The 23880-nt window shown below is 62.5% G+C and carries 21 protein-coding genes; 8 read left to right on the top strand and 13 right to left on the bottom strand.

Translation table 11 applies throughout. From position 1 onward, the window contains the following. Positions 1-6 precede the first annotated feature (6 nt). The 5 genes from ACQY4G_RS07460 to acsA are packed head-to-tail and all read right to left on the bottom strand — an operon-like array spanning position 7 to position 5169. Positions 7-255 (bottom strand): acyl carrier protein, encoded by a 249-nt coding sequence (locus tag ACQY4G_RS07460; protein WP_291167754.1) that lies wholly within the window; start codon positions 253-255, stop codon positions 7-9. Beyond that, positions 252-1418 carry a dihydrolipoamide acetyltransferase family protein gene (locus tag ACQY4G_RS07455; RefSeq protein WP_421989916.1) on the bottom strand — a complete coding sequence of 389 codons (1167 nt, stop codon included), beginning with the start codon at positions 1416-1418 and terminating at the stop codon, positions 252-254. The genes ACQY4G_RS07460 and ACQY4G_RS07455 overlap by 4 nt, the downstream gene beginning before the upstream one ends. A gap of 39 nt (positions 1419-1457) precedes the next feature. Next, complete coding sequence (locus tag ACQY4G_RS07450; RefSeq protein WP_421989914.1) at positions 1458-2432, bottom strand: alpha-ketoacid dehydrogenase subunit beta; 975 nt, start codon at positions 2430-2432, stop codon at positions 1458-1460. Next, positions 2429-3421, bottom strand: coding sequence for a pyruvate dehydrogenase (acetyl-transferring) E1 component subunit alpha (pdhA, locus tag ACQY4G_RS07445; protein WP_421989912.1), 993 nt, complete (start codon positions 3419-3421; stop codon positions 2429-2431). The genes ACQY4G_RS07450 and pdhA overlap by 4 nt, the downstream gene beginning before the upstream one ends. Next, complete coding sequence (gene acsA / locus ACQY4G_RS07440) at positions 3418-5169, bottom strand: acetate--CoA ligase (protein WP_421989910.1); 1752 nt, start codon at positions 5167-5169, stop codon at positions 3418-3420. The genes pdhA and acsA overlap by 4 nt, the downstream gene beginning before the upstream one ends. A 295-nt stretch (positions 5170-5464) precedes the next feature. On the opposite strand from acsA, the gene ACQY4G_RS07435 reads away from it, so the two are divergent. After that, entirely contained in the window at positions 5465-6520 is a 1056-nt protein-coding gene (locus tag ACQY4G_RS07435) for a hypothetical protein (RefSeq protein WP_421989908.1), read from the top strand. Between the two features lie 5 nt (positions 6521-6525). On the opposite strand, the gene ACQY4G_RS07430 is transcribed toward ACQY4G_RS07435, so the two are convergent. From ACQY4G_RS07430 to ACQY4G_RS07420, 3 genes are all read right to left on the bottom strand, one after another. Next, positions 6526-7515 carry a ribose-phosphate diphosphokinase gene (locus ACQY4G_RS07430; protein ID WP_421989906.1) on the bottom strand — a complete coding sequence of 330 codons (990 nt, stop codon included), beginning with the start codon at positions 7513-7515 and terminating at the stop codon, positions 6526-6528. A 117-nt stretch (positions 7516-7632) separates the two neighbouring features. Then, complete coding sequence (locus tag ACQY4G_RS07425) at positions 7633-8742, bottom strand: site-2 protease family protein (protein WP_421989904.1); 1110 nt, start codon at positions 8740-8742, stop codon at positions 7633-7635. A gap of 190 nt (positions 8743-8932) precedes the next feature. Beyond that, positions 8933-9757: a class II glutamine amidotransferase gene (locus ACQY4G_RS07420; protein WP_421989902.1), complete on the bottom strand. Its 825-nt coding sequence runs from the start codon at positions 9755-9757 to the stop codon at positions 8933-8935. A gap of 62 nt (positions 9758-9819) precedes the next feature. On the opposite strand from ACQY4G_RS07420, the gene ACQY4G_RS07415 reads away from it, so the two are divergent. Both ACQY4G_RS07415 and ACQY4G_RS07410 read left to right on the top strand, forming a co-directional pair. Beyond that, on the top strand, positions 9820-10311 hold the full coding sequence (locus tag ACQY4G_RS07415) for a hemerythrin domain-containing protein (protein WP_421989900.1): 492 nt from the start codon (positions 9820-9822) through the stop codon (positions 10309-10311). Then, a complete protein-coding gene (locus ACQY4G_RS07410) occupies positions 10308-11798 on the top strand; it encodes a hypothetical protein (protein WP_421989898.1) in 1491 nt (496 codons plus the stop codon). The genes ACQY4G_RS07415 and ACQY4G_RS07410 overlap by 4 nt, the downstream gene beginning before the upstream one ends. Before the next feature lie 734 nt (positions 11799-12532). Here the strand turns inward: ACQY4G_RS07410 and ACQY4G_RS07405 are convergent. From ACQY4G_RS07405 to ACQY4G_RS07385, 5 genes are read right to left on the bottom strand one after another with little or no spacing between them, the layout of a single operon-like run. Beyond that, the gene (locus ACQY4G_RS07405) at positions 12533-13678 is read right to left on the bottom strand and encodes a 12-oxophytodienoate reductase (RefSeq protein ID WP_421989896.1); all 1146 of its coding nucleotides are present in this window, start codon (positions 13676-13678) and stop codon (positions 12533-12535) included. Continuing rightward, positions 13675-14478, bottom strand: coding sequence for an alpha/beta fold hydrolase (locus ACQY4G_RS07400; RefSeq protein WP_421989895.1), 804 nt, complete (start codon positions 14476-14478; stop codon positions 13675-13677). Before ACQY4G_RS07400 ends, ACQY4G_RS07405 begins: the two co-directional genes overlap by 4 nt. An 8-nt stretch (positions 14479-14486) precedes the next feature. Next, a complete protein-coding gene (locus ACQY4G_RS07395; protein WP_421989893.1) occupies positions 14487-14954 on the bottom strand; it encodes a nuclear transport factor 2 family protein in 468 nt (155 codons plus the stop codon). A 25-nt stretch (positions 14955-14979) separates the two neighbouring features. Then, a complete protein-coding gene (locus ACQY4G_RS07390) occupies positions 14980-16272 on the bottom strand; it encodes an acyl-CoA dehydrogenase family protein (protein ID WP_421989891.1) in 1293 nt (430 codons plus the stop codon). A gap of 40 nt (positions 16273-16312) precedes the next feature. Next, entirely contained in the window at positions 16313-17065 is a 753-nt protein-coding gene (locus ACQY4G_RS07385) for a glucose 1-dehydrogenase (RefSeq protein WP_421989889.1), read from the bottom strand. A 272-nt stretch (positions 17066-17337) separates the two neighbouring features. Here ACQY4G_RS07385 and ACQY4G_RS07380 point away from each other — a divergent pair, with 272 nt between their 5' ends. Genes ACQY4G_RS07380 through ACQY4G_RS07360 form a run of 5 tightly spaced genes read left to right on the top strand, consistent with a single transcriptional unit; the run spans position 17338 to position 23701 of the window. After that, positions 17338-19599, top strand: coding sequence for a TonB-dependent receptor (locus ACQY4G_RS07380; RefSeq protein ID WP_421989887.1), 2262 nt, complete (start codon positions 17338-17340; stop codon positions 19597-19599). Positions 19600-19612: 13 nt separating this feature from the next. After that, positions 19613-20347 (top strand): SDR family NAD(P)-dependent oxidoreductase, encoded by a 735-nt coding sequence (locus ACQY4G_RS07375; protein WP_421989885.1) that lies wholly within the window; start codon positions 19613-19615, stop codon positions 20345-20347. A gap of 20 nt (positions 20348-20367) precedes the next feature. Further along, the gene (locus ACQY4G_RS07370; RefSeq protein WP_421989883.1) at positions 20368-21366 is read left to right on the top strand and encodes a phosphotransferase family protein; all 999 of its coding nucleotides are present in this window, start codon (positions 20368-20370) and stop codon (positions 21364-21366) included. Then, positions 21366-22997, top strand: a complete 1632-nt coding sequence (locus ACQY4G_RS07365) for a long-chain-fatty-acid--CoA ligase (RefSeq protein WP_421989881.1) — start codon at positions 21366-21368, stop codon at positions 22995-22997. Before ACQY4G_RS07370 ends, ACQY4G_RS07365 begins: the two co-directional genes overlap by 1 nt. Further along, complete coding sequence (locus ACQY4G_RS07360; protein ID WP_421989879.1) at positions 22994-23701, top strand: TetR/AcrR family transcriptional regulator; 708 nt, start codon at positions 22994-22996, stop codon at positions 23699-23701. Before ACQY4G_RS07365 ends, ACQY4G_RS07360 begins: the two co-directional genes overlap by 4 nt. The last annotated feature ends 179 nt before the right edge of the window (positions 23702-23880 follow it).

Below are 23880 nucleotides of genomic sequence, written 5' to 3'. Positions count from 1 at the left end.
TATGGGTCATTTCCCGGCATGATCGACCAGCCACTGCGTTGCCCCGCCGATGGTGACGAATTGCCCGGCATCGGCTTCCGGGATCTCAACATCGAGACGCTGGTGAAGTGCGACGATGAGGTTGAAGATGTCCATCGAATCGAGGTCGAGCGCCTCGCGCAGGTCCTCCTCGTCGCCGATCGCGACCGGTGCCACGTCGGGCGCAATGGTCTCGATCTCGGCGATCACGATCTGGCGCAGCTCTTCGAACGTCATAGCGCCTCCGGCTGCGAGAGGAGCTCCTCGATGCGGCGCAGCAGCAGCGCGCCGCGATGCCCGTCATTGGCGCGATGGTCGCCGGCAAGGCTGGCAGTGATGACCGGCCGGACCGCCAGCGCTTCGTGCTCGGCCCAGGGGCGTTGCTGGACGCTGCCGAAGCCGATGATCGCGACTTGCGGCGGGTAGATCACCGGCCACAGACTCTCGACCCCCCGCTCGCCGAGACTCGAGACGGTGACGGTCGGATCGCCGATCTCGGAGCTGCGGAACTGCCCACGCCGGGTACGTGCGACGAGGTCGCGCAGCCGTTCCATCAGCTCGGGGAGAACCAGGCGGTTTGTGTGGCGGATCGCAGGCGCTGCCAGCCCTCCGCCGCGAATGGATATCGCATTGCCGACATGGATCGCCTCGCTCGGCCGAAAGCCGTCCTCGCCATAGTGCCCGTTGAACTCTGGGAAATCGGCAAGTGCCACCGCGACGGCTTTCACCAGCAAGGCGCCGGGCAGCAGCCGCTCGGGAGGCATGCGCTCGGCATTGTAGTTCTCCAACCAGGCCAGGGCTGCGCTGAGATCGAAGCTGTGCGAGAGGTAGTAATGCGGGATCTCGCGCTTCGAGCGCGCCATGGCAGCCGCAATCGCTCGGCGCATGGCGGCAAGGTCGATCCCTTCCGCGGGCGCGGGCTTGGCGGGCTTTACCGGCGTTGCCGCCTCGACATCGGAAAACTGGATCGCACCACCAGGCCCGCTGCCAGCGATAGTGGCCAAGTCGATCCCGCGTTCGCTTGCCAGCCGGCGTGCTGCGGGCGAGGCGCGCAGCACGCCGTCGACAGCGACGGGAGAGCCAGCTGGGGGAGGAACTGCGGGTCTGGGTTGGGGACGCGGTTCTGTAGGCGCTTCGGCGACCGCGGGTGACGGCGGCGGAGCGCGCGCAGGGGCGGCTTCGGGAGCTTTGGCAGGCTCACCCTCCCCGTCTATTCGCGCAAGCGCCGTGCCGACCGGAACCTTGCTCCCCGCATCGACCAGCAGCTCCTCAATCTCGCCTTCCTCGAACACTTCCACCTCGATCGCGCCCTTGTCGGTCTCGACCACCGCGATGATGTCGCCATGCGCGACGTGGTCACCGGGTCCCTTGAACCATTCGACGAGGACGCCTGCTTCCATGTCTGCTCCGAGCGATGGCATGGCAAAGATGCCCATCGCTCAGTGCCCCATGACCGCACGGCCCGCGGCCACGATCTTCTCGACGCTCGGCAGCGCTGCATCCTCGAGATGCTTGGCGTAGGGGATGGGCACCTCCTCGCTGCATACGCGGGCAAGCGGCGCGTCGAGGTTCCAGAAGCCCTGCTCGACTAGGCGCGCCATGATCTCGGCCGAGATGCTGCCAGAACGCCAGCCTTCGTCCACGATTAGACAGCGCCGCGTCTTGGCAACGCTTGCAAGGACCGTGTCTTCGTCGAGCGGGCGCAGAACGCGTAGGTCGATTACCTCGGCCGAAACGCCATAGCCTGCCAGCTCTTCAGCCGCCGCTAGCGACTTGCCGAGCGAGCCGCCATAGGTGACCAGGCTCAGATCGCTACCGTCGCGCCGGATCGCAGCATGATCGATATCGACGCACACCGCTTCGCCCACCTCGCCCGTGTCATTGTAAAGCAGCGCGTTTTCGAAGATCAGCACCGGATCTGGGTCTTCAAGTGCCGGTCCAAGCATGCCGGCAGCATCCTCGACCGTTGCAGGCGCCAGCACCCGGATGCCGGGAATATGGGCGTACCATCCCTCCAGGCTGTGCGAGTGCTGGGCAGCCAGTTGCCGCCCGCCGCCGGTCGCCATGCGGATGACCACCGGCACATGGAACTGCCCGCCCGACATGTGCCGGATAGTGGCGGCATTGTTCATGATCTGATCGAGCGACAGCAGCGAGAAATTGCAGGTCATGACCTCCACGATCGGGAGCATCCCGCCCATCGCGGCGCCAATGCCGGCACCTGTAAAGGCGCTTTCGGACAGCGGCGTGTCGCGGATGCGGTCGGGTCCGAACTCCTCGAGCAGGCCCTTGGAGACCGCGTAGCAGCCGCCATAGCGCCCGACATCCTCGCCCATCAGGAAGACGCGCTCATCCGCCTGCATCGCGTTGCGGATCGCGCCGCGTACGGCTTCGCGATAGGTGAGCTCGGTCATGGGCGGCGCTCCGCCCCTACATCGCGCAGCAGGTCCTCGACCGGTTCCCAGGTGCCCGCTTCGGCGAAGGCGACCGCATCGGCCACTTCGCGCGCTACCTCCTCTTCGATCTCGGCGACGTCGTCTTCGCGTAGCTCGCCTGCTTCGAGCGCCCATTTCTGAAAGCGCAGAATCGGCCCGCGGCCGCGCCACTGCTCGACCTCTTCCTTGGTGCGGTAGAGTTGGGGATCGTACATCGAATGCGCGCGAAACCGGTAGGTGCGGCATTCGAGAAAGAACGGTCCGCCGGTCTCGCGAATGGTCGCAACCGCGCGGCGGGCGGCGACCTCGACGGCAACCACGTCCATCCCGTCGACCCATTCGGACGGCATCTTGTAGCAGGCTGCCTTGGCACTGATGTCGGTTTCGGATTCCGAGCGGTCGAGCGCCGTGCCCATCGCGTAAAGGTTGTTCTCGCACACGAAGAGCACCGGCAATTGCCAGAGCGCTGCGAGGTTGAGCGTCTCGTGAAACTCACCCTCGGCCGCTGCCCCTTCGCCGAAAAAGCACGCCGAGATCCGCTTGCGCCCGGCCATCTTGTCGGCAAGCGCAAGTCCTGCAGCCACCGGCAGGCCGCCGGCGACGATCGCATTACCACCGTAAAAGCGCTTCGCAGCGTCGAACAGGTGCATCGATCCGCCCCGGCCGCGGCTGCAGCCTTCCTGCTTGCCGAACATCTCCGCCATGATCGCGCCTGGATCGACGCCCTTGAGCAATGCATGGCCGTGCTCGCGATAGGTCGCGACGACCGCGTCTTCGGGCGAAAGCGTCTGCATGACGCCGACGGCCACTGCCTCTTCGCCGATATAGAGGTGCAGAAAGCCGCGGATCTTCTCCTGCGTATAGAGCTCGGCGCACTTCTCCTCGAAACGACGGATGCGCAACATCTGGTGCAGCAGCGTACGGCAATGCTCGCGATTGAGCCGTACCTTCGTAGCAGTCGCGCTCATGCGCTCGGTTCCAGCGTCGAGGTATCGCCTTCGGGGAGGCCCAGCTCGCGTGCTTTCAGCAGCCGGCGCATGATCTTGCCCGAGCGCGTCCGGGGCAGATCGTCGCTGATCTCGATCTGGCGGGGTGCGATCGCGGCCCCGAGCTTCTTGCGCGCATGGGCGATGAGCTGTTTGCGCAATTCCTCGGACGGCTCGTGCCCGTGATGGAGCGTGACATAGGCCTTCACCACCTCGCCGACGCGCTCATCGGGCATGCCGATGACGGCTGCCTCTGCGACGGCCGGGTGTTCGACGAGTGCGCTTTCGACCTCGAACGGGCCGATCAGGTGGCCGGCCGACTTTATGACATCGTCGGCTCGTCCGACGAACCAGAAATACCCGTCGGCATCGCGCATCGCGAGGTCACCGGTAAGATACCAGCCGTCCTGGAAGGTCTTCTCGTAGCGCTCCTGCTCGCCGAGATAAGTGCGGAACATCGACGGCCAACCGGCGCGCAGTGCAAGGTGGCCGGGCTGCATCACGCCTTCGACAGGGGCGAGGGGGTCCTCGCCCACCTCCATGATCTCGGCCTCGACACCGGGCAGCGGCTTGCCCATGGAGCCGGGCTTCACATCCATCGATGCGTAATTGGCAATCATGATTCCGCCGGTTTCGGTCTGCCACCAATTGTCGTGGAACGGCTTGCCGAAAACACGCGCACTCCACTGGACGGCCTCAGCGTTGAGCGGCTCGCCGACGCTGGCAAGGAAGCGCAGCGAGGACAGGTCGTGTTCCTTTGCAAGTTCGGCGCCAGCGCGCATCAGCAGGCGGATCGCCGTGGGCGCCGTGTACCAGACGGTCACCTGCTCGCGCTCGAGCAGTCCGTACCAGCGCTCGGCGTCGAATTCGGCTTCCTCGATCACCATGGTCGCACCCGCGCACAGCGGCGCGATAATCCCGTAGGAGGTGCCAGTGACCCAGCCGGGATCGGCGGTGCACCAGTAGATATCCTCGGGATGCAGATCGAGCGCAATGCGGCCCGTCGCATTGTGTGCAATCACCGCCTCGTGGACGTGGACCGCGCCCTTGGGCTTCCCGGTGGTGCCGCTGGTGAAATGAAGGAGCGCCATGTCCTGCGGATCGGTCGCGACGCATTCGAACTCGGCCGGTGTTTCGCCGAGGGCTTGGGCGAGATCCACCGTGCCTTCGGGCGCCTGATCGGCACATGGGGTCAGCAGCACGAGTTGCAAATGCGGCAGCTTTATGCGCGCTGGTGCCACTTTTTTGGCATAGGTGCGCGGGCTCACCAGCAGCGCCTCGCCTTCGCCGATCTCCAGCCGCGAGCGCACCGGTTCGGGCCCGAAGGCCGAATAGAGCGGGCAGAACACGCCGCTTGCCTTCAGCGTGCCGAGCGCCGCGATGTAAAGCTCCGGCACCCGGCCGAGCAGTGAATAAACCCGCGCACCCTTGCCGAACCCGCGATCGACCAGCATCCGCGCGAAGCGGTCGGTTTCGCGCTTAAGGTCGGCAAAGGTGAAACTCCGGCGATCCCCGTTCTTGCTCAGCCAGCGCAAGGCCTCTCGCTCGCCATGGCCGTGGACGACATGGCGATCAACCGCTTCGTAAGCGATGTTGAGACGGCCGCCGGGCAAGTAATCGAGCCATGATCGAAAGGCATCCCAGCCCAATTCCTCGCGCGCGATCGCCAGATCGGGCATGTTCGCCGCTTCGCGCTCCGCTTGCGACTTGCGGATGAAATCGTCGGGCAATGGCCTCTCCCCGTACAGGTTTGCTGCACCGGTACGAATGATGTGCGCTCCCAGCTGATGCGTAATTACGGGATGTTCCGGGGCGCCAGGCGCTGGAGGTGGCCGATTGCCCGCCACACCCGGTCATTTGCGTACTGTCGGGCAGGTAGGCGCGTCCTAGAGTTTGACGCTTGAACGAGTGGCTTGCGCGAGGATTGTGCCAGCTTTGTCCAAGAATCGAAGTACCATGGTCGACCAACGACCGCCCGCCGATGTCGTCGTTTGCAGGGCGCGGGAGCAGAAACGCCCGGACGCATTGTCGCATATCGTCAAACGCGCCGAGATCGCTGGCGGCCTGGCCGCAGCCCACCTTGCAGAAGTGGTCGACTTGCTCGCAAACCCGCAGACCTACGATCCCGGCCTGGCCCAGGTCGAGGTCAAGGAAACGCACATGTCGCTGGTCTTCCTCGCCGGGCAAGAGGTCTACAAGCTCAAACGGCCAGTGAAGCTGAGCGGGCTCGATTTCCGGCCGCTCGAGGAGCGTCGGAGGAGTTGCGAGGCGGAACTCAGGATCAACCAGATTCTCGCGCCGGGCGTCTATCTTAGGGTCACCCCGGTCGCGCGCAGCGACAACGGCACGCTCGACCTGGGTGGTCCGGGGACGCCTGTCGATTGGCTTGTAGTGCTGCGACGGCTTGATGAAGAGCAGGCGCTCGATCGCCTGATCGCCCGCGATGCGGTGCATCCTTCCGATCTCGAGCCGGTATGCAAGGCCCTTGGCCGCTTCTACCGCGAGCAGCGCCGGCCCGCGATCTCGTGCGACCAGATGATCGACCGGTGGAACCAACGGATCGGGCATGTCGCAGCAAGCTTGACCGACCCGATCTTCGACCTGCCCACGGAGTTGGTCGATCCACCGCTTGCGGCTCTCAAGCGGTTCATGAAATGCGATGAGGGCCTTATCGCATCTCGTGTGGGGGAAGGTCGGATCGTCGATGGTCATGGCGATCTGAAACCCGAACATGTCTATCCCGGGCCTCCGGTACTGCTTATAGACCGGCTGGAATTCGACGAGCGGCTGAGGTGGTGCGATCCCTTCGACGAGATTGCCTTTCTCGGGATGGAATGCGCCATGCTGGGTGCTCCGTGGATTGCACCGGCACTCGTGGATCTGCTGTCGTCCGAACTCGATGACCGGCCACCGCAGCGCCTGCTGCGCTTCTACCGTTGCTACCGGGCATCGTTGCGCGCACGGCTTTCGATCGATCACCTGCGCGACGAAGCCCCGCGCACGCCCGAACGCTGGCCGCGCCGGGCGCGCAGCTATCTGCGCATGGCGGCAGCGAATCTGCCCGAGGCCAGCCACGCTTAAATCCGTCAGTCGTAAGGCAGCAATTCGCTCACCGGCTCGCCCGAGTGGAGCCGTTCGATCACGCTGGCCACCAGCGGGGCCGCCTCGAGCACTTCGATCTTGGCTCGCGCTTCGTCGGCAAGCTCGGAGGCGAGCGGGATAGTGTCGGTCACGATTACGGTGTCGGGGCCCTGCTCGTCGGAAAAGAGCGGCGAATCGAGGGTGAACATTCCATGCGCGGCAATCGCCAGGACATCGGCCGCGCCGGCCTCGCGGGCGGCCTTGCAAGCGCGCAGGATCGTGCCGCCGCTGCTGATGAGGTCATCGACGATGATTGCGACCGCTCCGGCAACGTCGCCGGCGAAATAGTGGCCCGAGACAACGCCTTTGCTGCGGTGCTTGTCCATGATCGCCTTCCCGATCGGTCGGCCAAGGGAAGCTTCGAGCTCGTGGCGCAACAATTCGGCCCGCTTATTGCCGCCAGCATCGGGTGAGACGACGGCCACCGGACCGTCGCCAAGGCGGGTTGCGAGATGGCGGGCAAACAGGCGCGCGAGAGCAAGATGTTCGGGACGGCCGGTGCGAAAGGCGTTCTCGAAAGCGCTGATATTGTGCGCCTCTATCGTAAGGATGCGATCGGTGCCCAGGCTCTCGAACAATCCTGCGACGTAGCGCGAGCTGACCGGATCGCGCGGTTTGGTCCGGCGATCCTTCCGGCTGTAGGCAAGATAGGGCACGATAGCGGTCACTTGGGCTGCGCCTGCATCCTTCAAGGCGCCGATGAAGAACAGTAATCGGATGAGCTTGTCGTTGGCGCTCGCCCCCGGTTCGCCGTGCAGGCTGTGCACAATATAGACCTCGCGCCCGCCGACCTCGGCGAGGGGCCGCGCCTTGTGCTCGCCGCCCTCGAATTCGCGCTCCTCATGTGCTGCAAGCGGTATCCCGAGGCCCCGAGCGATGCTCTCGCCAAAGGCCTCGCTTGAGTTGAGTGCGAAGAGAATGGGGTCGTCTCGCATGGCTTTTTCGTCATTTGCATAGTGGGATGGGGTAGCTTGGTCCGACAACCGCGACGGCACCATCGGGAATTGTACGCAATCCTGGTCACAGGCCGACCGGCAGGCGGAGCGAGCAGATCAAATCGGCCCGGCACGGGTCGCCTTGCGGTGGCCGGTGAGAGCACTTTCGAGCGCCATCTTCTCGAGCAGGTTGGGCCAGTTGACCAGTCCCAAGTAGCGCCCGGAGGAATCGACGACGGCCACCGCAGGCGCGCCGTTCTGCAGGTGCTCGACTGCGCTTTCGGCCCTGTCGTAAAGAACCAGTGTGGGAATGTCCCTTCGCATCACAGTGCCTATTGTCGCTGCCGGTCCCACCTTCGCAAGCGCGTCGATTAATTCGCGATGCAGGACCACCCCGAGAAGGCGAGCTTCGTCATCTACAACCGGGAATTCGGTCGAATCCGAATGCAAAAGTGCTTCGGCGGCAGTGAGCACGGGATCGAATGCGCCGAGGCAGGGCTGATCGGTGACCATCACGGCCGCCACCGGCGTTCCGCCGATCGCGTGGCGAACCATATCGACTTTCGCCTCGGACCGGGCGGCGAAAAAGATGAATATTCCGATCGCCAGCAGGACGAAATTCCCGCTCATCAGTCCCAGCAGGGCTAGCGCAATGGCAACTCCCTGGCCGACCCATGCGGCGATTCTGGTCGCCTTGTGCCGCGTAATCACGAAAGTCAGCACAGCCCGCAATATCCGTCCGCCATCCATCGGGAAAGCGGGCAGCAGATTGAAAAGTCCGACCACCAGATTGAACAGCGCCAGCTGTTCGACCAGGTTGAATTCGCCTTCGGCAAGCCGGGCCAATGCATCGAGTTCCGGCCACCGGCCGAGCACCAGCGAGAGAATGCCGAACAGCACGAAATTCACCGCCGGACCGGCTACCGCGATGGCGAGCTCTTGCTGCGGCTCAATCGGGATGCGCTGGAGCTTGGCAAGCCCCCCGATCGGCAGCAGCATCACTTCGGGCGTATGCACGCCAAAAAGCCGCGCCACTCGTATGTGGCCGAATTCGTGCAGCACGATACAGGAAAATATCAGGCACAAGAAAATCGCGACCGTAAGTGCCGCCGTTGCGCCGCTCGCGAAGAACACCGCCAGGCAAAGAAGCGTGAAAAAGAGAATGAGGCTCCAGTGGAGCCGGATGGCTGTCTCCGCAATTGAACCGATGGCAATCGAATGGGGCACCTGAAACTCATCCCGTGAGCGATCGTGGTGATCGTCATATGCCGTCGCTGGCGAACGGTCGGGTGCCTATCCGTAAATGTCCGAGGCCTCCCGCCGCATGTTTCAGCAACAGGCGCTTCCTGAGGGAGTCTACCTAGTGAGCCATGTAGCTGCCTGACCTATCGCTTGCGAGAGAATGGCCGAGTCGCGTTCAAACTCGCTCCAAATCGAGCATTTCGATCGAAATCCGGCAATCCGGGCCGACGCGGTAGATGCTGCGATCGGGAATGTCGCGCCAAACCTCGTGGCTGATCGGTTCAGAGGCAAGCACGATCGCGCGGTAGTCGGTACGCGGATCGTGGTGGATATGGGGGAAGCCGCAGATCTCGCAGTCATGGACTCCGTCGCGCTCAACGAACTGGAGCGGTCGGCCATATCGGGTACCGACCATCTCGCGTCCGTTGGTGAGCATGATGTTGAGGCCGATCCGGGCATCGGGATCGATTTCGACGCTCCGCGCGACGATCCAGCCGACGACGTCGCGAACGATCTCGAAAGCGGAGCGCTCGGGCTCCGCGACCTGCCACGCTCGGATCAGGTGGAAGACATGCTCGCTGTCGGTCTCGCCGGCGATCAGCGCATGGCGCGACTTCGGAAGCCGCTCGATCAACAACGGACGAAGCTGCGTAAAATTGGGCACCGTGCCGTTATGCGCAAACGCCCAGCCGTCGTCCGCGAAGGGATGGGTGTTGGCAAAATCCGGCTCGCCGACCGTCGCACGCCGGACATGGGCCAGCACCTGTCTCGAGTATATCCGCGCCGCCATGCGCTGGAAGTGTTCGCCATGATAGGCTGCCCAGGCCTGCTTTTCGATCTGGGGGTGCCCATTCTCGAACGTCGCGACGCCCCAGCCATTGGCATGGCTCTTGCCCGATCTGTCAGCCCGGCTCTGAACCATCAGCGCGTTTTGCGCATGCACCAGCGTGCATTCGACCTTGGTCGGTTCGGTGGCATGAAATCCGTAGAGGCGGCACATGATCTGCCTCCTCTGCGAAGGTCTGCATCCCCGCCATCCGCAATATCCCGGAGATACGCGCCATGACCGATCCGGTGCGCAAACTGTTCGACGATTTTCGCCACGACCACGAAGTGCTCGGGCGTGGCTTGCACGATATTGCGACCGCGCTGCGCAGTGCGCGGGATGAAGATGCGGCGGATGCTGCGCGGCGGCTCGATCTGGCCGCAGGCGCGCATATCGCCTTTGAGCAAAGCCACTTCTATCCCGAGCTACGCAAGCTCATCGGCGCCCGGGAAGTGGACCGCTTCGAGGACGAGCACGCACGCGGGCTCGCGGCCATCGTCAGACTTGGAGGCATCGGCCCGGGCCAGGAATTGAGCGCGGCGGAACGTGCCGAACTTTTGGCGCAGATCGAAACCATGCAGGTTCACACTGACGAATGCGGGGAGCATTTCGGCGCGCTTGGCCGGATACCTCGCGAGCGCCAGGCAGAACTCCTCGCCGCGCTCAGGGACCTGCGCGAACAGGCCCCACGCTGGACGGCGCTGGCGCCCGACGGAACGGCGGGATGAATGTCGCCGACATATCCCAAAATCCGCCGGCGGACGCGGCAGGGCTGACCTTTCGCAGCGATTATGAGCCGAAAATCGACTCGAACGAGAAGGCACGCATCGCAGATGTCGCCCACCATATCCTGCTCGAGCGGCCCCGCCTTGACCGGCTGCCGCCGTTCGGCCCGCACTGCCGCCAGGGTCTCGTCGACGCGCCATCTTTGCTGATCGAGGATCATAGCGGCATCCAGCTGGCGCATGAGCACGGTGCCGACCAGCACTTGAGCTATCGCGCGGCATTGCTGGCAGGCGATGGCGATCTGCTCGCGGTCTATGGCGAGCGGGAGCCCGCTTTCGAAGCCTATTGTCGCGACGTATTGGGACTTGGCAATTTCAGAGTTATCGCCCCTCCGATTGCCGATCCAATCCAGTCGCTCGCGCGAGCCTGTATCGCCGACGGGACGCTTCTCGAGGCCGCGGCAGCATCGGCCAGCAGGGCGGGTGCGCTCAATCTCCTGCCGTATATGACGACCGGCGCGATCTGGCTGCTCGCAGCTGAAATCGGCTACCGCGCGGGCGTTCCAGTGTTCGTCGCCGGGCCCAACCCACAGCTGGTTCGCGCGGTTAATGACAAGCTGTGGTTCGCGCGCTGGGCCGCGCGTTTGCTAGGCAAGGAAGCCGTTCCGGAAAATCGCTCCGTCTACGGAATGGCAGCGCTTGTCGGCCATATGCGACGTTTCATGACGCAGCATCGCGCAATCGGTCTGAAGCTATCCCATAGCGCCGCGTCGCTGGGAAATATGGTGTTGGCGAGCGAGGACTATGCCGGCCTTTCTCCCAACGTCGTCGCCGGGCGTCTGCGGGATCTCATGGCGCAACGAGGATGGCGCAACCCGTTCCCGCTGCAGTTGACGGCATGGGAAGGACCGCTGCTCGGCAGTCCTTCGGTGCAATCGTGGATTCCGCACGTCGCCGAAGGCCCGCCCATCGTCGAAGCGGTTTTCGATCAGGCGACAAGAGGCAGCGCAGCGCGTTTCATCGGCGGAATGCCAAGCGGGTTCGGCTATGCGCTGCAGACAAAACTCGCCCACGAGGCGGCGTGTCTTGCCACTCTGTTCCAAAGTCTTGGGTTTTTTGGACGCTGCAGCTTCGATGCAGTGGTGATTGGAGAAGACGAGACGACCGCGAAGCTGCATTGGGTCGAATGCAATGGCCGATGGGGAGGAATGTCGCTTCCGATGACGCTGGCAAACCGGCTCATAGGAGACTGGCGGGCGCGCGGATTTCTCGTCTTCAGCCATCGCGACGAGCGCTTGATCGGTCTCGATCTGGCCGAGGTTCTCTCTCGCTGCGATAAACTGCTCTTCCGCGCCGGGCAGAAGGGGGGCCTGGTCATTTTAACGCCCGGTCAGTTCGCGATTGGTCGTCTGGATTGCCTGGTTCTCGCATCCGATCAGGCAGCAGCACGGGAGATCGCCGAGCGCACGGCCCACCAGCTTGCCGAGTAAGAGCCACCCGAAATCCGCGCGGCAAAATGTGAGTCCCGAGAATGGCTAGCCAGCGCCAGGTCTCAGATGAAGTATACGTCGCCCACGGCGGACCCGAATCCTGCTTAGGAAAGTCCCGCGTCTGATCAGCAGGGCGAGCAGCCAGAGGCTATCCCGCTGATTGAGCCCAGCAATAGCATAAAGACTGTGTCGGTGCAGAGCGTGAGCCATCACGGGCGCACGGCGCTTACCCACGGAGACCACATGCCATCTTCGGCACCGGTCAAGGCCAAAACGGGCAGCTCGATCGCGCCGAAATCTGTGCTGTGCTGCTAATAGAGTTGTTCGCTTCCCCATATTGAGAGAACGACGCCTGAAACGTCGTAAGCGGGGGTGCCTGTGTCTCTTCGGCGATACGTGAAGCGTCATCGGCAACCGGAGAGGCTTCTCCACCCAGCGTCCACGCAGCGTTTTCCCACTGCGCTGGAGGCCGAGTGCAAGAGCATACTGCAACTGCGCCTGCTGCCCGTGGGAACTCCTGGTTCGACAGAAACATGGGGGCCGTTCGCAGGCATTTCGCCTTCGATATGCGCCCCCACCGAAGGGCCATTGGGGTGCCGATCCGACTAGAGACATTCTGCACCCGGGTATCCGCGCCGCGCAGCCGCACCTATTGGAGCGCCGAGATTCAGTTTGGGGGGCGAACTGGGTTCACTTCCGAGCCATCGGCTATCGAAAGCGAATGTCCCGATCCGCTACGAATGCTCGTATTGCTTCAGGGCGATTGCGCGATCGTAGGGTTTGAGTTCATCGATCCGGCGCTGCTCGATTTTCTCCAGCCAGTCGGGGTCGGCAAGAAGGACCCGACCTAGCGCGACAAGGTCGAAATCGCCCCTTTCGAACATTTTCATCAGGTCGACCAGGCGATTCAGCATTGGCGAGGAAGTACCCTCGACGAAATCCTCCATGAGGTCGCGGTTCATGCCGATCGATCCCACTGTGATCACCGGTTTCCCAGTCACTTCCTTGATCCATCCGCCGAAGTTACGGTCGTCGCCGGTGAACTCGGGTTCCCAGAACCGTCGTTGCGACGCGTGGAAAATGTCGACTCCGGCACTGGCCAGGGGATCGAGCCAGCGATGCATTTCATCCGGATCGTTCGCCAGCTTCACTTCGTAGTCGTAGGTTTTCCACTGGGAGACGCGGAGGATGATTGCGAATTCATCACCCACCGCCTCCCGGCAAGCCGCAACGACCTCGGCTGCGAAGGTCGTCCTGTCCGAGATGTCGGGGCCGCCGTACCGGTCCTTGCGAAAGTTGGTCTTGTCCCAGAAGAACTGGTCGAAGAGGTAGCCATGTGCGCCGTGAAGCTCGATCGCGTCACAACCCATGTCCTTGGCATGACGCGCCGATTTGGCGAATGCCGCCACGGTGTCGGCGATATCCTCGTCGCTCATTTCGCGGCCACCGCCAACGTCCGGTCCGGCGAAACCGGACGGACTTACCAGCGGTGCGTGCGGCGAATCCGGGAAATTGAAATCGATGCATCCGCCAACGTGCCACAACTGAGGCACGAACATGCCGCCTTCGGCATGCACGGCTTCGACCGCGCGCTGCCAACCGGCGAGAGCTTTGTCGCCGTCAAATATCGGCACGGTATCGGCCGCAACGCAGTGGTCGATGGCAACGCCCGTCCCTTCCGTAATTACGGTACCGATGCCCGCTGCGGCGCGCCGGCGATAATACTCCGCACCCTCTTCGGTCAGCACGCCTCCCGGTGCAAAATAGCGCGACATCGGTGCCATGCAGTACCGATTGCCTGCCTTGAGGGACTTACATTCGAACGGCGTGCGCAGAGGGGCGAGCAGCTCGGCAAGGTCGTCGATCGTTGAAGATGTCACGCTATCTTCCTCATAAATTCGAGCAGGGCGTCATTGTACAAGGTTGGAGCTTCGAGCTGGGGCGAGTGGCCTGTGTCGAGTGTCAGCAGCGTACCCTTACTGGCGCATTTGGCCGCGAAACCGGCGATGGCCGGATCGGCAATCGTATCCTTCGCTCCGCCGATGCACAGGACCGGGACGGGGAAAGACGACAGCAATTCACGCTGATCGAGCGTGGCGAGGCCGGCAAGCGTCTCACTCGCTCTAGGCCCGGAACCGAGAAACCCTCGTTCGACCCAGGCGATCAGCGCTTCGCTCGCCCCTTCGCCACACGCGCCTTCGGCAAGGGTACGGAAGAAGTTGGGCCTGTCGGAAGTAATGGCAGCGCCGATGCCGAGGACATCCTCGGCCGTCCCGCCATGCGGGAAGTCCTCCCCTTGAACATAGCGGGGCGACGCGCCGCAGGTGAGGATGATGCCCGCGACCTGTTCGCGCAGCAGATCGGCAGCAGCCACGGCAACCGCAGCACCCAGTGACCACCCGTTGAGTACTATGCGGCTGACTCCGCATTGCCGGACAATCGCCGCGACATCTGCGGCTATCGCATCGATCGACATATCGGGAAAGTCGCGGTCGGAGCGTCCGCAACCGCGATGATCCACGACGATGGCACCGAAGCCTTCGGCTTGAACCGCCTCGACGGCGGATGCCCAATACTCACCGGACATGCCCCAGCCGTGGATCAGCACGACGGGTGTCTTTTCCCCGCGGTGGTGCTCAAAGTAGACGTGGCCGCCGTCATCGGTCTCGAAGAAGGCCATAAGTGCTCCTATGCGGGTGGAGATAGGGTTACGCCGGGCAGCGGATTGAAGTGATGCATCTTCACCTTGCGATGCGCGATTTTCCAAATGCCGCCGCGCCGTTCGAACCGGTCGAAATAGCTCGCACTAACGGTCTGCGCCTGGCCGTCCGACGTAGTGCCGATGCAGTCCACGTCGCACATCCCGCGGGCCATGTCCGCCCCATCGAAGGTAATGACGAGATTGGTGGTGAAGTGGCTCGACGCGAGCCAGGCATCCCACAGGACGTCCTTGGTGACATGCGCGATGCCCTCGATCCCCTCGAAGCTTCCGAACGGAGGGCCGATGTCCCAGATCGCATCGGGCCACCAGATCGCCGCAAAGCGATCCCAGCTGCGCTTGTCGAAGCCATGGCAGTAATCGCTCACCAGATCATGCATTGCGAACCTGCTCTCTATCCGATCGAGCCGGCTCTCGCGGTCGGTTGAATCTGGCATGCGCTGCTCCCGGAGAACGAATTTGCTAGTCGATGTAGGCGGCGAACTTCCTGCGTGCCGCTTCCAGCCGCGCCGGCACATGGTAGCTGGGGAATGGACCGTCCGATGGCTGCGTATTGCGCAGGATGTCTTTAGCCACGGCGATCTTGTGCACCTCGGTGGGGCCATCGACGATCCCCATCTCGGGCACGTATTGCCACATATCCATGAGCGGGGTTTCGTTCGACATTCCGAGCGATCCGTGGAGGTGGAGCGCGCGATAGACGACATCCTTGAGCACGCCCGGCATGGCGGCCTTGATGGCACTGATCTCGCGTCGCACGGGGCGCGTGTAAGTCCGGTCGCGATCCAGCAGCCAGGCTGCATAGAGCACGTGCAGCCGGAACTGGAGAATCTGCGTGTAGCTATCGGCGATCTTTTCCTGGACCATCTGCTTGTCGGCCAGACGTTCGCCCTTCGTCACACGGCTGACCACACGCTCCTTCATGTATTCCATCGCCTTGTTGAGCATGCCGACGGTGCGCATGGCGTGATGGATCCTTCCGCCACCGAGCCGCGACTGCGCGACCTTGAAGCCCTCGCCCACCGGGCCGAGTCTGCTCGCCTCGGGTACCCGACAATCCGTGAAACGCAGATAGCCATGCACCCCGCTGCCGATATCGTCTTTCGGTCCGACCGCGGTATTGCGCACAAATTCCAATCCCGGCGTGTCGCGGGGAACGATCAACATTGTCAAGCCCTGGTGCACGGCGACCGAAGGGTCGGTGATGACCATCACGATCAGGAATTCGGCGATGCAGGCGTGGCTCGCGAACCACTTCTCACCGTTGATCACCCAATCGGCACCGTCGAGACGCGCCTGGCATGTGAACTCGCCCGGATCGGAGCCTGCCTGTGGCTCGGTCATGGAATAGCAGGAGACGATCTCACCATCGAGGAGAGGCTGAAGGTATTTGGCCTTCTGCTCAGGCGTCCCGAAACGTGCGAGGATTTCGGCATTGCCGGTGTCCGGGGCCTGCGTCCCAAAAACAGTCGGAGCGAAGCGGCTTCGCCCGAGGACTTCGTTCATGAGACCAAGCTTGAGCTGGCCGAAACCCTTTCCGCCAAGTTCGGGACCGAGATGGCAGGCCCACAAGCCGCGCCGTTTCACCTCTTCCTTGAGCGGAGCCATGGCGCGCGCAGCCGGAGATTTCGGGTCGACATGAGCGCCGGGATCGCGAAACACGAGGTCCAGCGGCTCGATCTCATCCGCGACGAAACCGCGCATCCATTCGAGTTGCTCCTCGAACTCGGGATCGGTCGAAAAGTCCCAGCCCATCAGCAGTTCCGTCCCGTGTTACCAAGGCATGTTGCCACCGTCATTGTCCCGCATACCAGGCGCCATCGACCCAGATCTCCGCGCCCGACACATATTTCGCCTCGTCCGATGCAAGATAAAGGCTGGCGTAGGCCACATCGATCGGCTCGCCCGCATCGCCCATCGGGATAGCCGCCTTGATAGCCTTGTCCTGTTCGGGAGAGATGTCGCCAAGGATCGGTGTCTTGATCTGGCCGGGAAAGATCGTGTTCACCCGGATGCCTTTCTTGGCAAATTCGAGAGCACCGGCCTTGCCCATGAGCCGAACGGCGGCTTTCGAGGCGTGGTATGAAATCGCGTTCGGGCTGCCCATCAGGCCAAAAAGCGAGCTGATGTTGACGATCGCGCCGTTCCCCGATGCGAGCAATGCCTCGCTCGCGGCCTTCATTCCCAGGAACACTCCGGTTTGGTTGATCGCAATCATGCGATCCCAGCCTTCCTTGGTCTCCTCGACGATGCCGCCCGGGTGAAAGACCCCGGCGTTGTTAACCAGCGTCGTGAGCTTGCCGAAGCGCGAGACTGCCTCTCCAACAGCCGCGGTCCAGCTGTTCATAGCAGTCACCTCGAGATGCACGAATGCCGCATCGCCGCCCTCGCCTTTGATGCTCTCCACCACGGCATCGCCCTTGTCGGTCTGCAAATCCCCAATGAGGACGCTGGCACCTTCCCTGGCGAACAACATTGCCTGCGCTTCTCCCAGGCCGCTTGCACCGCCCGAAATCAGCGCCGCCTTTCCGCTAAGCCGGCCCGCCATTCACTCTCTCCCACTCGCCATTCTTGCGTTGCAAACCTTCTCGCATACTTATTAGCTTGGAACAAGCAACAAGGATGAGTCAGGTCAGAAATCCCGAACTTATCTTCTTTCTCAGTGGCTTGTAGAGGTTTGCCTTTGGCGCGGAATCGCCGTTAATAAAATTTGCTTGTCGAGAGCAAACAAGTGCGGCATGTTTCGATTGGAGCGTAAATCGCGAGAACCGCAAAAGCGTTCGCGAGCAGAGATTACGCCCCTGGTAGGGAGAGAGAATCATGATCGATCGCGTGAAACACGTGAGCCTGCTCGCGGTTGCGGCCGCCACCGTCTGGCCCACCACCGCCGTCCATGCCCAGGATAACGGCGACGCAGTGCAGGAGGACACGCCCGGGGGGCTCAATGTCATCGTCGTCACCGCGCGCAAGCGCGAAGAGAGCATGCAGGACGTCCCCGCCTCGATCAGTGCGCTTTCTGCGGAGGAACTCGACAAGCGCTTCGACTCCGACGTACGCGACTTCGCCGACTCCTCACCCAACATCGTCATCGACGACACGCAGCAGGGGCCGGGAGGCGTGGCCGCAGTCTACATCCGCGGCATCGGCGTCGCCGACGTCGAAAAGTCGGTCGACCCCGCAGTCGGCGTGGTGTTTGACGACATCTACATCGGCCAGAGCTCGGGAAGTCTCCTGAGAGCAATCGATATCGACCGCGTCGAGGTTCTGCGCGGTCCGCAGGGGACGCTCTTCGGTCGCAATGCAACCGGCGGCGTCATCAACATCGCGCGATCACGCCCGACCTACGATCTTTCCGGCAAGGCCCGCCTGACCTATGGCAGGTTCGACAGCTGGAAGATCGAGGGCGTCGCGAGTACTGGATTGACCGACAATCTGGCGATCAAATTGAGCGCCGCCTACGAAAAGTCCGACGGTTACATCTACAACGCATTCTACGACCAGCCGGGCCAGAGATCTGAGTTCTATGCCCTGTCCGGCACCCTGTTGTTCGAGCCGGTCGAAAATCTCACGATCCAACTGAGCTACGACCATCAGAAGACCGAACAGGATCCGCCGCAGCTGCTAGCGATCAACCGGTCAACCGACCTGTTCTGCGTCGTCTACAACCAGTGCTCGCCAGCGCCCGGCGTGCCGACTTCGGGCGATCGCTATGTCAGCATCTCGGATGGCAGGCTGGAGAAGAACGCCACTTTCAAACTCGACATGGCGATCGGCAAGGCGACCTACGAAATCGGATCCGACATGCAGGTCGATTACATCTTCGGCTGGCTCAAGACCGACGAGGAAATCAACCAGGACTTCGATGCGGCACCCCTGACGCTCTACCATACGGATCGCCCGGCACGCTGGCGGCAGACAACCAACGAATTAAGGCTGACCAAGGGCGGCACCGGCCCACTGACCTTCGTTCTGGGCGGATATCTGTGGGATTCGCGCTATACGATCAATCTCAAGAACTACATCGGCTTCGCCGGTCCGCCACTGCTGACCAGCGCGCAGGACGTTACCCAAACCAACAAATCCTGGGCGATCTACGGCGAAGCCGATTACGAGATTGTCGATCGCCTGACCCTGACGCTCGGCGCCCGATATACCAAGGACAAGAAGTCGAGCATCGTCAACGACTTGCCGATCTTCATCTACGGCACTTTGGTCGAGCAGAACCCGATCGCGACCCTTCCCGGAGCGATCTCCATGGCCACTCCAGTCAGGGAGAGCTGGTCGAAATTCACGCCTCGGGTTTCGCTGCGCTACGAGTTTACGGACGACGTCATGGCCTATGCGCTGTGGTCGCGCGGCTATCGCGGTGGCGGGTTCAATGGGCGGCCATCGACGATCGGCGCGGCGACCATCCCCTACGATCCCGAAACGCTCGACAATTACGAGGCGGGCTTCAAGGCCGAACTCGCGAACGGACTGGTGCGGCTCAACGGCGCCGTATTCCTGATGAAGTACGACGACATGCAGCAGGATCTGGACGTTCCGGCGCCCGGCACCTCCACGGGACGCGAAAACCGAACGATCAATGCGTCTTCGGCCGAACTCAAGGGCTTCGAGCTCGATTTGACCGCCCTGCCCTTCGACGGCTTCACGCTCCGCGGCAACCTTGGCTATCTCGACGCCGAGTATAAGGATTTCGTGGGCGACATCTTCAGTACCGGCACCCCTGTCGATGCCACCTTCCTCGACATCCGCCGTGCGCCGAAATGGACCTGGAGCCTCGGCGGGACCTACGAAACCGAGATCGGCGAGAACGCCACGGCCTGGGTAACCGGCGACATCCATTATATCGGCGCGCACGAGATTACCTTCCTCAACAACCCGAATTTGCGCAATGACGGTCAATACCTGATCGATGCATCGATCAATGTCCGTTTCGATCGCACGACCGTCAGCCTCTTCGGCAAGAATTTGGCCGACGAGGACGGCTGGACGATCGGTTATGACGTTCAGGGTATCTGGAGCTATGGCGCCCCACGTCCCCGGCGCACATGGGGCGTCGCCCTGACGCAGACCTTCTGAGACGATCCTCGAAATGGCGGTTGAACGGAAGGCCGAGAAACGAAGATGGGTCGTCACGGGGGCATCGCGTGGGCTTGGGCTCGCGATTGCCCGCCTGGCGGCGAGCAAGGGCGACCGGGTCGCCCTCTTATCGCGAGGCAAGGAAATCGAGGATTGCGCGAAGGCGATCGATGGCGATGCCATGGGTTTGGCGGCCGATGTGGCGGAACCGCAGGCCGCAATCGATGCATGTTCGACAATTGCCGAGCGGTGGGGCGGCATCGACATCCTCGTCAACAATGCGGGCCTGCATCGCGGAGGACGGGTGGATGCGTTGTCAGACGAAGACTGGCAAGCGGTACTCGATACGAACCTGTCCGGGCCCTTCAATTTCGTACGCTCCGCGCTACCGCATATGGGCGCTGGCGGCTCGATCGTGAACATCGGCGCGGTCGTGGGCCTGCGCGGCTTTACCGGGGATGCCGCCTATGGCGCATCCAAGGCCGGGCTGGCTGGTCTCACGCGAGTGCTGGCTATCGAGCTCGCGCGGCAGGCGATCCGGGTCAACCTCGTCATCCCGGGCATGATCGCGACTGAAATGACCGCGAATATATCGGCTCGCGCCAAGGCGAAGTTGGTCGAAGGTATTCCCCTGGGGCGCGAAGGCACGGCCGAGGAACTCGCCGAAGTCGCCTGGTGGGTGGCGGGATCGCCATATATGACCGGCTCGATCATTTCGAACGACGGCGGTTTGCTGTGCAAGCTGTAATCGATTTACCGGAACGGCTCTTGCGATGGCTCGAGACCGAGGCGGGGATTGCCAATGCACGCCTTGTCCGCCGCCTCGAAGGGGGAAACGCCAATGTCACCTGCTTGCTCGAGACGGCTGGCGGCCCGATGGTTTTGCGCCACCCACCGTCCGACACAGTATCCGAATTCGCAGGAGCCGGCATAGAGCGCGAATTCCGCTTCACCTCTGCCATCGCGCAATCCGCACCGGTCCCCGAGCCGGTGTTGTTCTGCAACGACCGAACCATACTCGGTGTCCCCTTCTCAATAACCCGTTTCGTTGACGGGACGGCAATCACGGACACCTTGCCGCCGGCCTATCCGGACAGCATCGCAACCCGCAACGTGATCGGCGGGGCACTGATCGATGCATTGGCCAGCGTCCATGCCATAGAACCGCTACCCGCCGGTTTGGGCGATGCCGCCAAAGGTCGAGACTTCGTGTCCCGTCAGGTCCGCCGGTGGAGGCAGGTACGACGCGCAGAGGCTGTGCGCGACCTGCCGCAGATCGAAACGCTCGGCGCGTGGCTGGTCGAAAATGTCCCGACGCCCGAGAGCGTGCGGATCGTGCATTGCGACTACCATCTGGACAACGTGCTCATGGACGCGAACGAACCTCAGGTGAATGCCATCCTCGATTGGGAAATGGCGACCCTGGCAGATCCGCTCGTCGATGTCGGGCTGGTCACGGCAATGTGGAATCGCGACGAACGCAAGCCTCTCGGCTTCGCTTTCGTTCAGCGCATATCCAACCATGCGGGTGTGATCTCCGGAAGCGGTCTCGCGGATCGCTGGAGCCATGCCACCGGTCTTTCGATTGACCGCCTCGCTTACTACCAGGCCTTCGCGCTCTGGCGGCTCGCAGCCATCGTCGAAGGTGCCTACGTTCTGTTTCGGAACGGCCAAGTGGACGGGAACTACGAGCGGGGGCTCGAGCGCGACGTTCCGGCATTGCTCGATGCAGCAGAAGGCTTCGCGCGAGACGAGGGCTTCGCGTGATGGAAGCGACGATGATGCACGAGCCGTTGGGAACGCCGACGATCCTCGCCCATGGAGAGCGCATCCACGCATCGAGCCGGATCGGCTGCTTCGACGGCGAAGCGGTCACGTGGCGGACTTTCGCCGAAACGGCAGACAGGGCGCGTCGCCTTGCCGCTGCGCTCGCATCGGCGGGGGTGAAACCGAATGGTCGCGTCGCGACGTTGAGCTGGAACGACTTCGCGCATTTCGAAGCCTATCTCGCCGTACCGGCGATGGGTGCGGTTCTGCACACGCTCAACCTCCGGCTGCACCCCGATCAGATCGCATTCGTAATGGCCGACGCGGAGGATGCAGTTCTGATCGCCGATGGCGATCTGCTCGCCGACCTGCTCCCACAGATCAATTCCTTGCCGTGCCTGACTTTCATACTCGTCACGGGCAACACGGAGAATCTCGCAGAGCTTGAAAAGCCATGGTTGCCCTACGAGGATTTCATTGCCGACCGGGCGCCAATGGCCGATTTCCCGGTTGCCCAGGAAACCGCGGCTGCAGCAGTCTGCTATACCTCCGGCACAACGGGCAATCCCAAGGGGGTTGTCTATTCGCACAGGACCATATTTCTGCACAGCCTGGCTTCCATGGCGGCGAACGCCTTCGGCCTGAGCGACCGTGACACGATCCTCCTGCTACCGCCCATGTTCCACGCCAATGCCTGGGGGCTTCCCTTTTCAGGCTGGTTCGCGGGAGCCGATTTCGTCCTGCCGTCGCGGCATCTGCAACCCGATGCGATACGCCGGATGATCCGCGCCGTTGCGCCGACCTTTACCGCAACCGTGCCCACGATCCTCAACGACCTGCTGCGCGGCCAGGGTACCGATCCGATCGACATGTCGAGCTTTCGGGCCATCGTTGCCGGGGGATCGGCCGTTTCGGAAGGGTTGATCGCTGATGTCGAGCGCAATTGGGACATTCCGCTTATCCAGGGCTGGGGCATGACGGAAACCAGCCCGCTTTGCGTCCTGTCGCATCCTGCCGCGAACACTAGCGGAGCCGGCGCGCGCGTTCTGAGGGCGAAGAGCGGTAGGCCGGTGCCCGGAGTCCAGGTGCGGTTGGTCGATGACGAGGGATCGCCGGTCGCCGAAGACGGAGAGACAGTCGGCCGGCTTCAATTGCGTGGTGCCTGGATTGCCCGCGGCTATCACCGGGGAGTCGGTGCCGAGGTACTTACCGAGGACGGTTGGCTCGATACCGGAGATGCCGGGACAATCGATGGCCGCGGCTATGTCCAGGTTACCGACCGTTTGAAGGATCTGATTAAATCGGGCGGCGAATGGATTCCTTCGGCCGAACTGGAAAACCATGTCGCCAGCTTGCCGGGAATCGATCTGGCCGCCGTCATCGCAGTTCCCGATCCGCGTTGGGAGGAGCGGCCACTGGCCATTGTCACGACCCTTGACGGACAGCGCCCCGATTTCGCAAAACTGCGCGGAACACTACGCGACCGGATCGCGCATTTCTGGGTACCCGAGTATTGGGCTCGTATGGACTCCCTTCCGTTGACCGGCGTCGGCAAGATAGACAAGCAGGCCTTGCGTGAAGCGGTCGAGAATGGCGACACGCAATTTGAAAGGATCGACGACGTCCGATGAGTGCACCCTCACCCATGAAAGGTAAGGCCTCACTGCGCGAGGTGACCAAGGTCCAGGGCGCGGAGCCGATCCAGCAGCCGAAAAAGCCGCGTGCGCGTCGTCGTACGCAGGCTGAACGTACCGCCCTTTCCGATGCGCGGATGTTCGATGCTGCGATGCAACTGATCGTCGAGCAGGGAACGCATGCCACCACGCTGAAATCGGTCGGTGAAAGGGCAGGCTATTCACGGGGACTGGCTTCAAGCCGTTTCGGCTCGAAAGACGCACTGTTCGGTCAACTGGTTCTGCACTTCAACACGAGCTGGACGCGGGAACTCGCCAACAAAGTGGGCGAGCAGACCGGCGCCCAGGCGTGCCTCGCGGCACTGCGGGCGGTGGAAGGCTTTCTGGCAAGCCACACAGGATACATGAAGGCGATGTATATCCTGTGGTTCGAATCCATCAGCTCGCACAACGACGTGCGGACCCATCTTGCCGCCTATCACCAGATCTACCGAAGCGACGTCGCGCATTGGGTCGAGGAAGGCATTGCCAGCGGTGAGATCGCGGAAACTGTCGATGCGCAGTCTTATGCATTCGGCTTCTGCAGCTTCATCTTCGGAACGATCTACCAGTGGCTCGTAGCTCCCGAGAGCATCGATCTGGCAAGGGAATTCGAGGCCTTCCGTCGATCCACGAGGGAAACCTTCGGGATCGCCCCCTGAGCGATTGCCGCTCGCTTGATCCAAGCCAGCATGAGCCCGCAAAGCACGGGCATTCACACTTGATCTGCAATTTGTTCGACGCTAACAAATAACATCAGATCGTCGGCGTCGACCGATGGTCATGGGAGAGATGTCGTGGCGAAGGTCTTGGAACCCCCGCACTTGCCGTACCTTTCTTT

Origin of the sequence: Qipengyuania sp. (assembly GCF_965277845.1) — a bacterium.
Taxonomy (GTDB): Bacteria; Pseudomonadota; Alphaproteobacteria; order Sphingomonadales; family Sphingomonadaceae; genus Qipengyuania.
Note: the sequence above shows the minus strand (reverse complement) of the source record. Positions and strands in the feature narration are given on the sequence as shown.

What these genes read in the sequence shown, in the direction of transcription:
- ACQY4G_RS07395 (WP_421989893.1), bottom strand. Translation starts at nt 14,954, where the DNA reads ATGCCAGATTCAACCGACCGCGAGAGCCGGCTCGATCGGATAGAGAGC.
- ACQY4G_RS07400 (WP_421989895.1), bottom strand. Translation starts at nt 14,478, where the DNA reads ATGGCCTTCTTCGAGACCGATGACGGCGGCCACGTCTACTTTGAGCAC.
- ACQY4G_RS07460 (WP_291167754.1), bottom strand. Translation starts at nt 255, where the DNA reads ATGACGTTCGAAGAGCTGCGCCAGATCGTGATCGCCGAGATCGAGACC.
- ACQY4G_RS07365 (WP_421989881.1), top strand. Translation starts at nt 21,366, where the DNA reads ATGGAAGCGACGATGATGCACGAGCCGTTGGGAACGCCGACGATCCTC.
- ACQY4G_RS07385 (WP_421989889.1), bottom strand. Translation starts at nt 17,065, where the DNA reads ATGGCGGGCCGGCTTAGCGGAAAGGCGGCGCTGATTTCGGGCGGTGCA.
- ACQY4G_RS07420 (WP_421989902.1), bottom strand. Translation starts at nt 9,757, where the DNA reads ATGTGCCGCCTCTACGGATTTCATGCCACCGAACCGACCAAGGTCGAA.
- ACQY4G_RS07455 (WP_421989916.1), bottom strand. Translation starts at nt 1,418, where the DNA reads ATGGAAGCAGGCGTCCTCGTCGAATGGTTCAAGGGACCCGGTGACCAC.
- ACQY4G_RS07360 (WP_421989879.1), top strand. Translation starts at nt 22,994, where the DNA reads ATGAGTGCACCCTCACCCATGAAAGGTAAGGCCTCACTGCGCGAGGTG.
- ACQY4G_RS07430 (WP_421989906.1), bottom strand. Translation starts at nt 7,515, where the DNA reads ATGCGAGACGACCCCATTCTCTTCGCACTCAACTCAAGCGAGGCCTTT.
- ACQY4G_RS07410 (WP_421989898.1), top strand. Translation starts at nt 10,308, where the DNA reads ATGAATGTCGCCGACATATCCCAAAATCCGCCGGCGGACGCGGCAGGG.
- pdhA (WP_421989912.1), bottom strand. Translation starts at nt 3,421, where the DNA reads ATGAGCGCGACTGCTACGAAGGTACGGCTCAATCGCGAGCATTGCCGT.
- ACQY4G_RS07375 (WP_421989885.1), top strand. Translation starts at nt 19,613, where the DNA reads ATGGCGGTTGAACGGAAGGCCGAGAAACGAAGATGGGTCGTCACGGGG.
- ACQY4G_RS07450 (WP_421989914.1), bottom strand. Translation starts at nt 2,432, where the DNA reads ATGACCGAGCTCACCTATCGCGAAGCCGTACGCGGCGCGATCCGCAAC.
- ACQY4G_RS07390 (WP_421989891.1), bottom strand. Translation starts at nt 16,272, where the DNA reads ATGGGCTGGGACTTTTCGACCGATCCCGAGTTCGAGGAGCAACTCGAA.
- ACQY4G_RS07415 (WP_421989900.1), top strand. Translation starts at nt 9,820, where the DNA reads ATGACCGATCCGGTGCGCAAACTGTTCGACGATTTTCGCCACGACCAC.
- ACQY4G_RS07380 (WP_421989887.1), top strand. Translation starts at nt 17,338, where the DNA reads ATGATCGATCGCGTGAAACACGTGAGCCTGCTCGCGGTTGCGGCCGCC.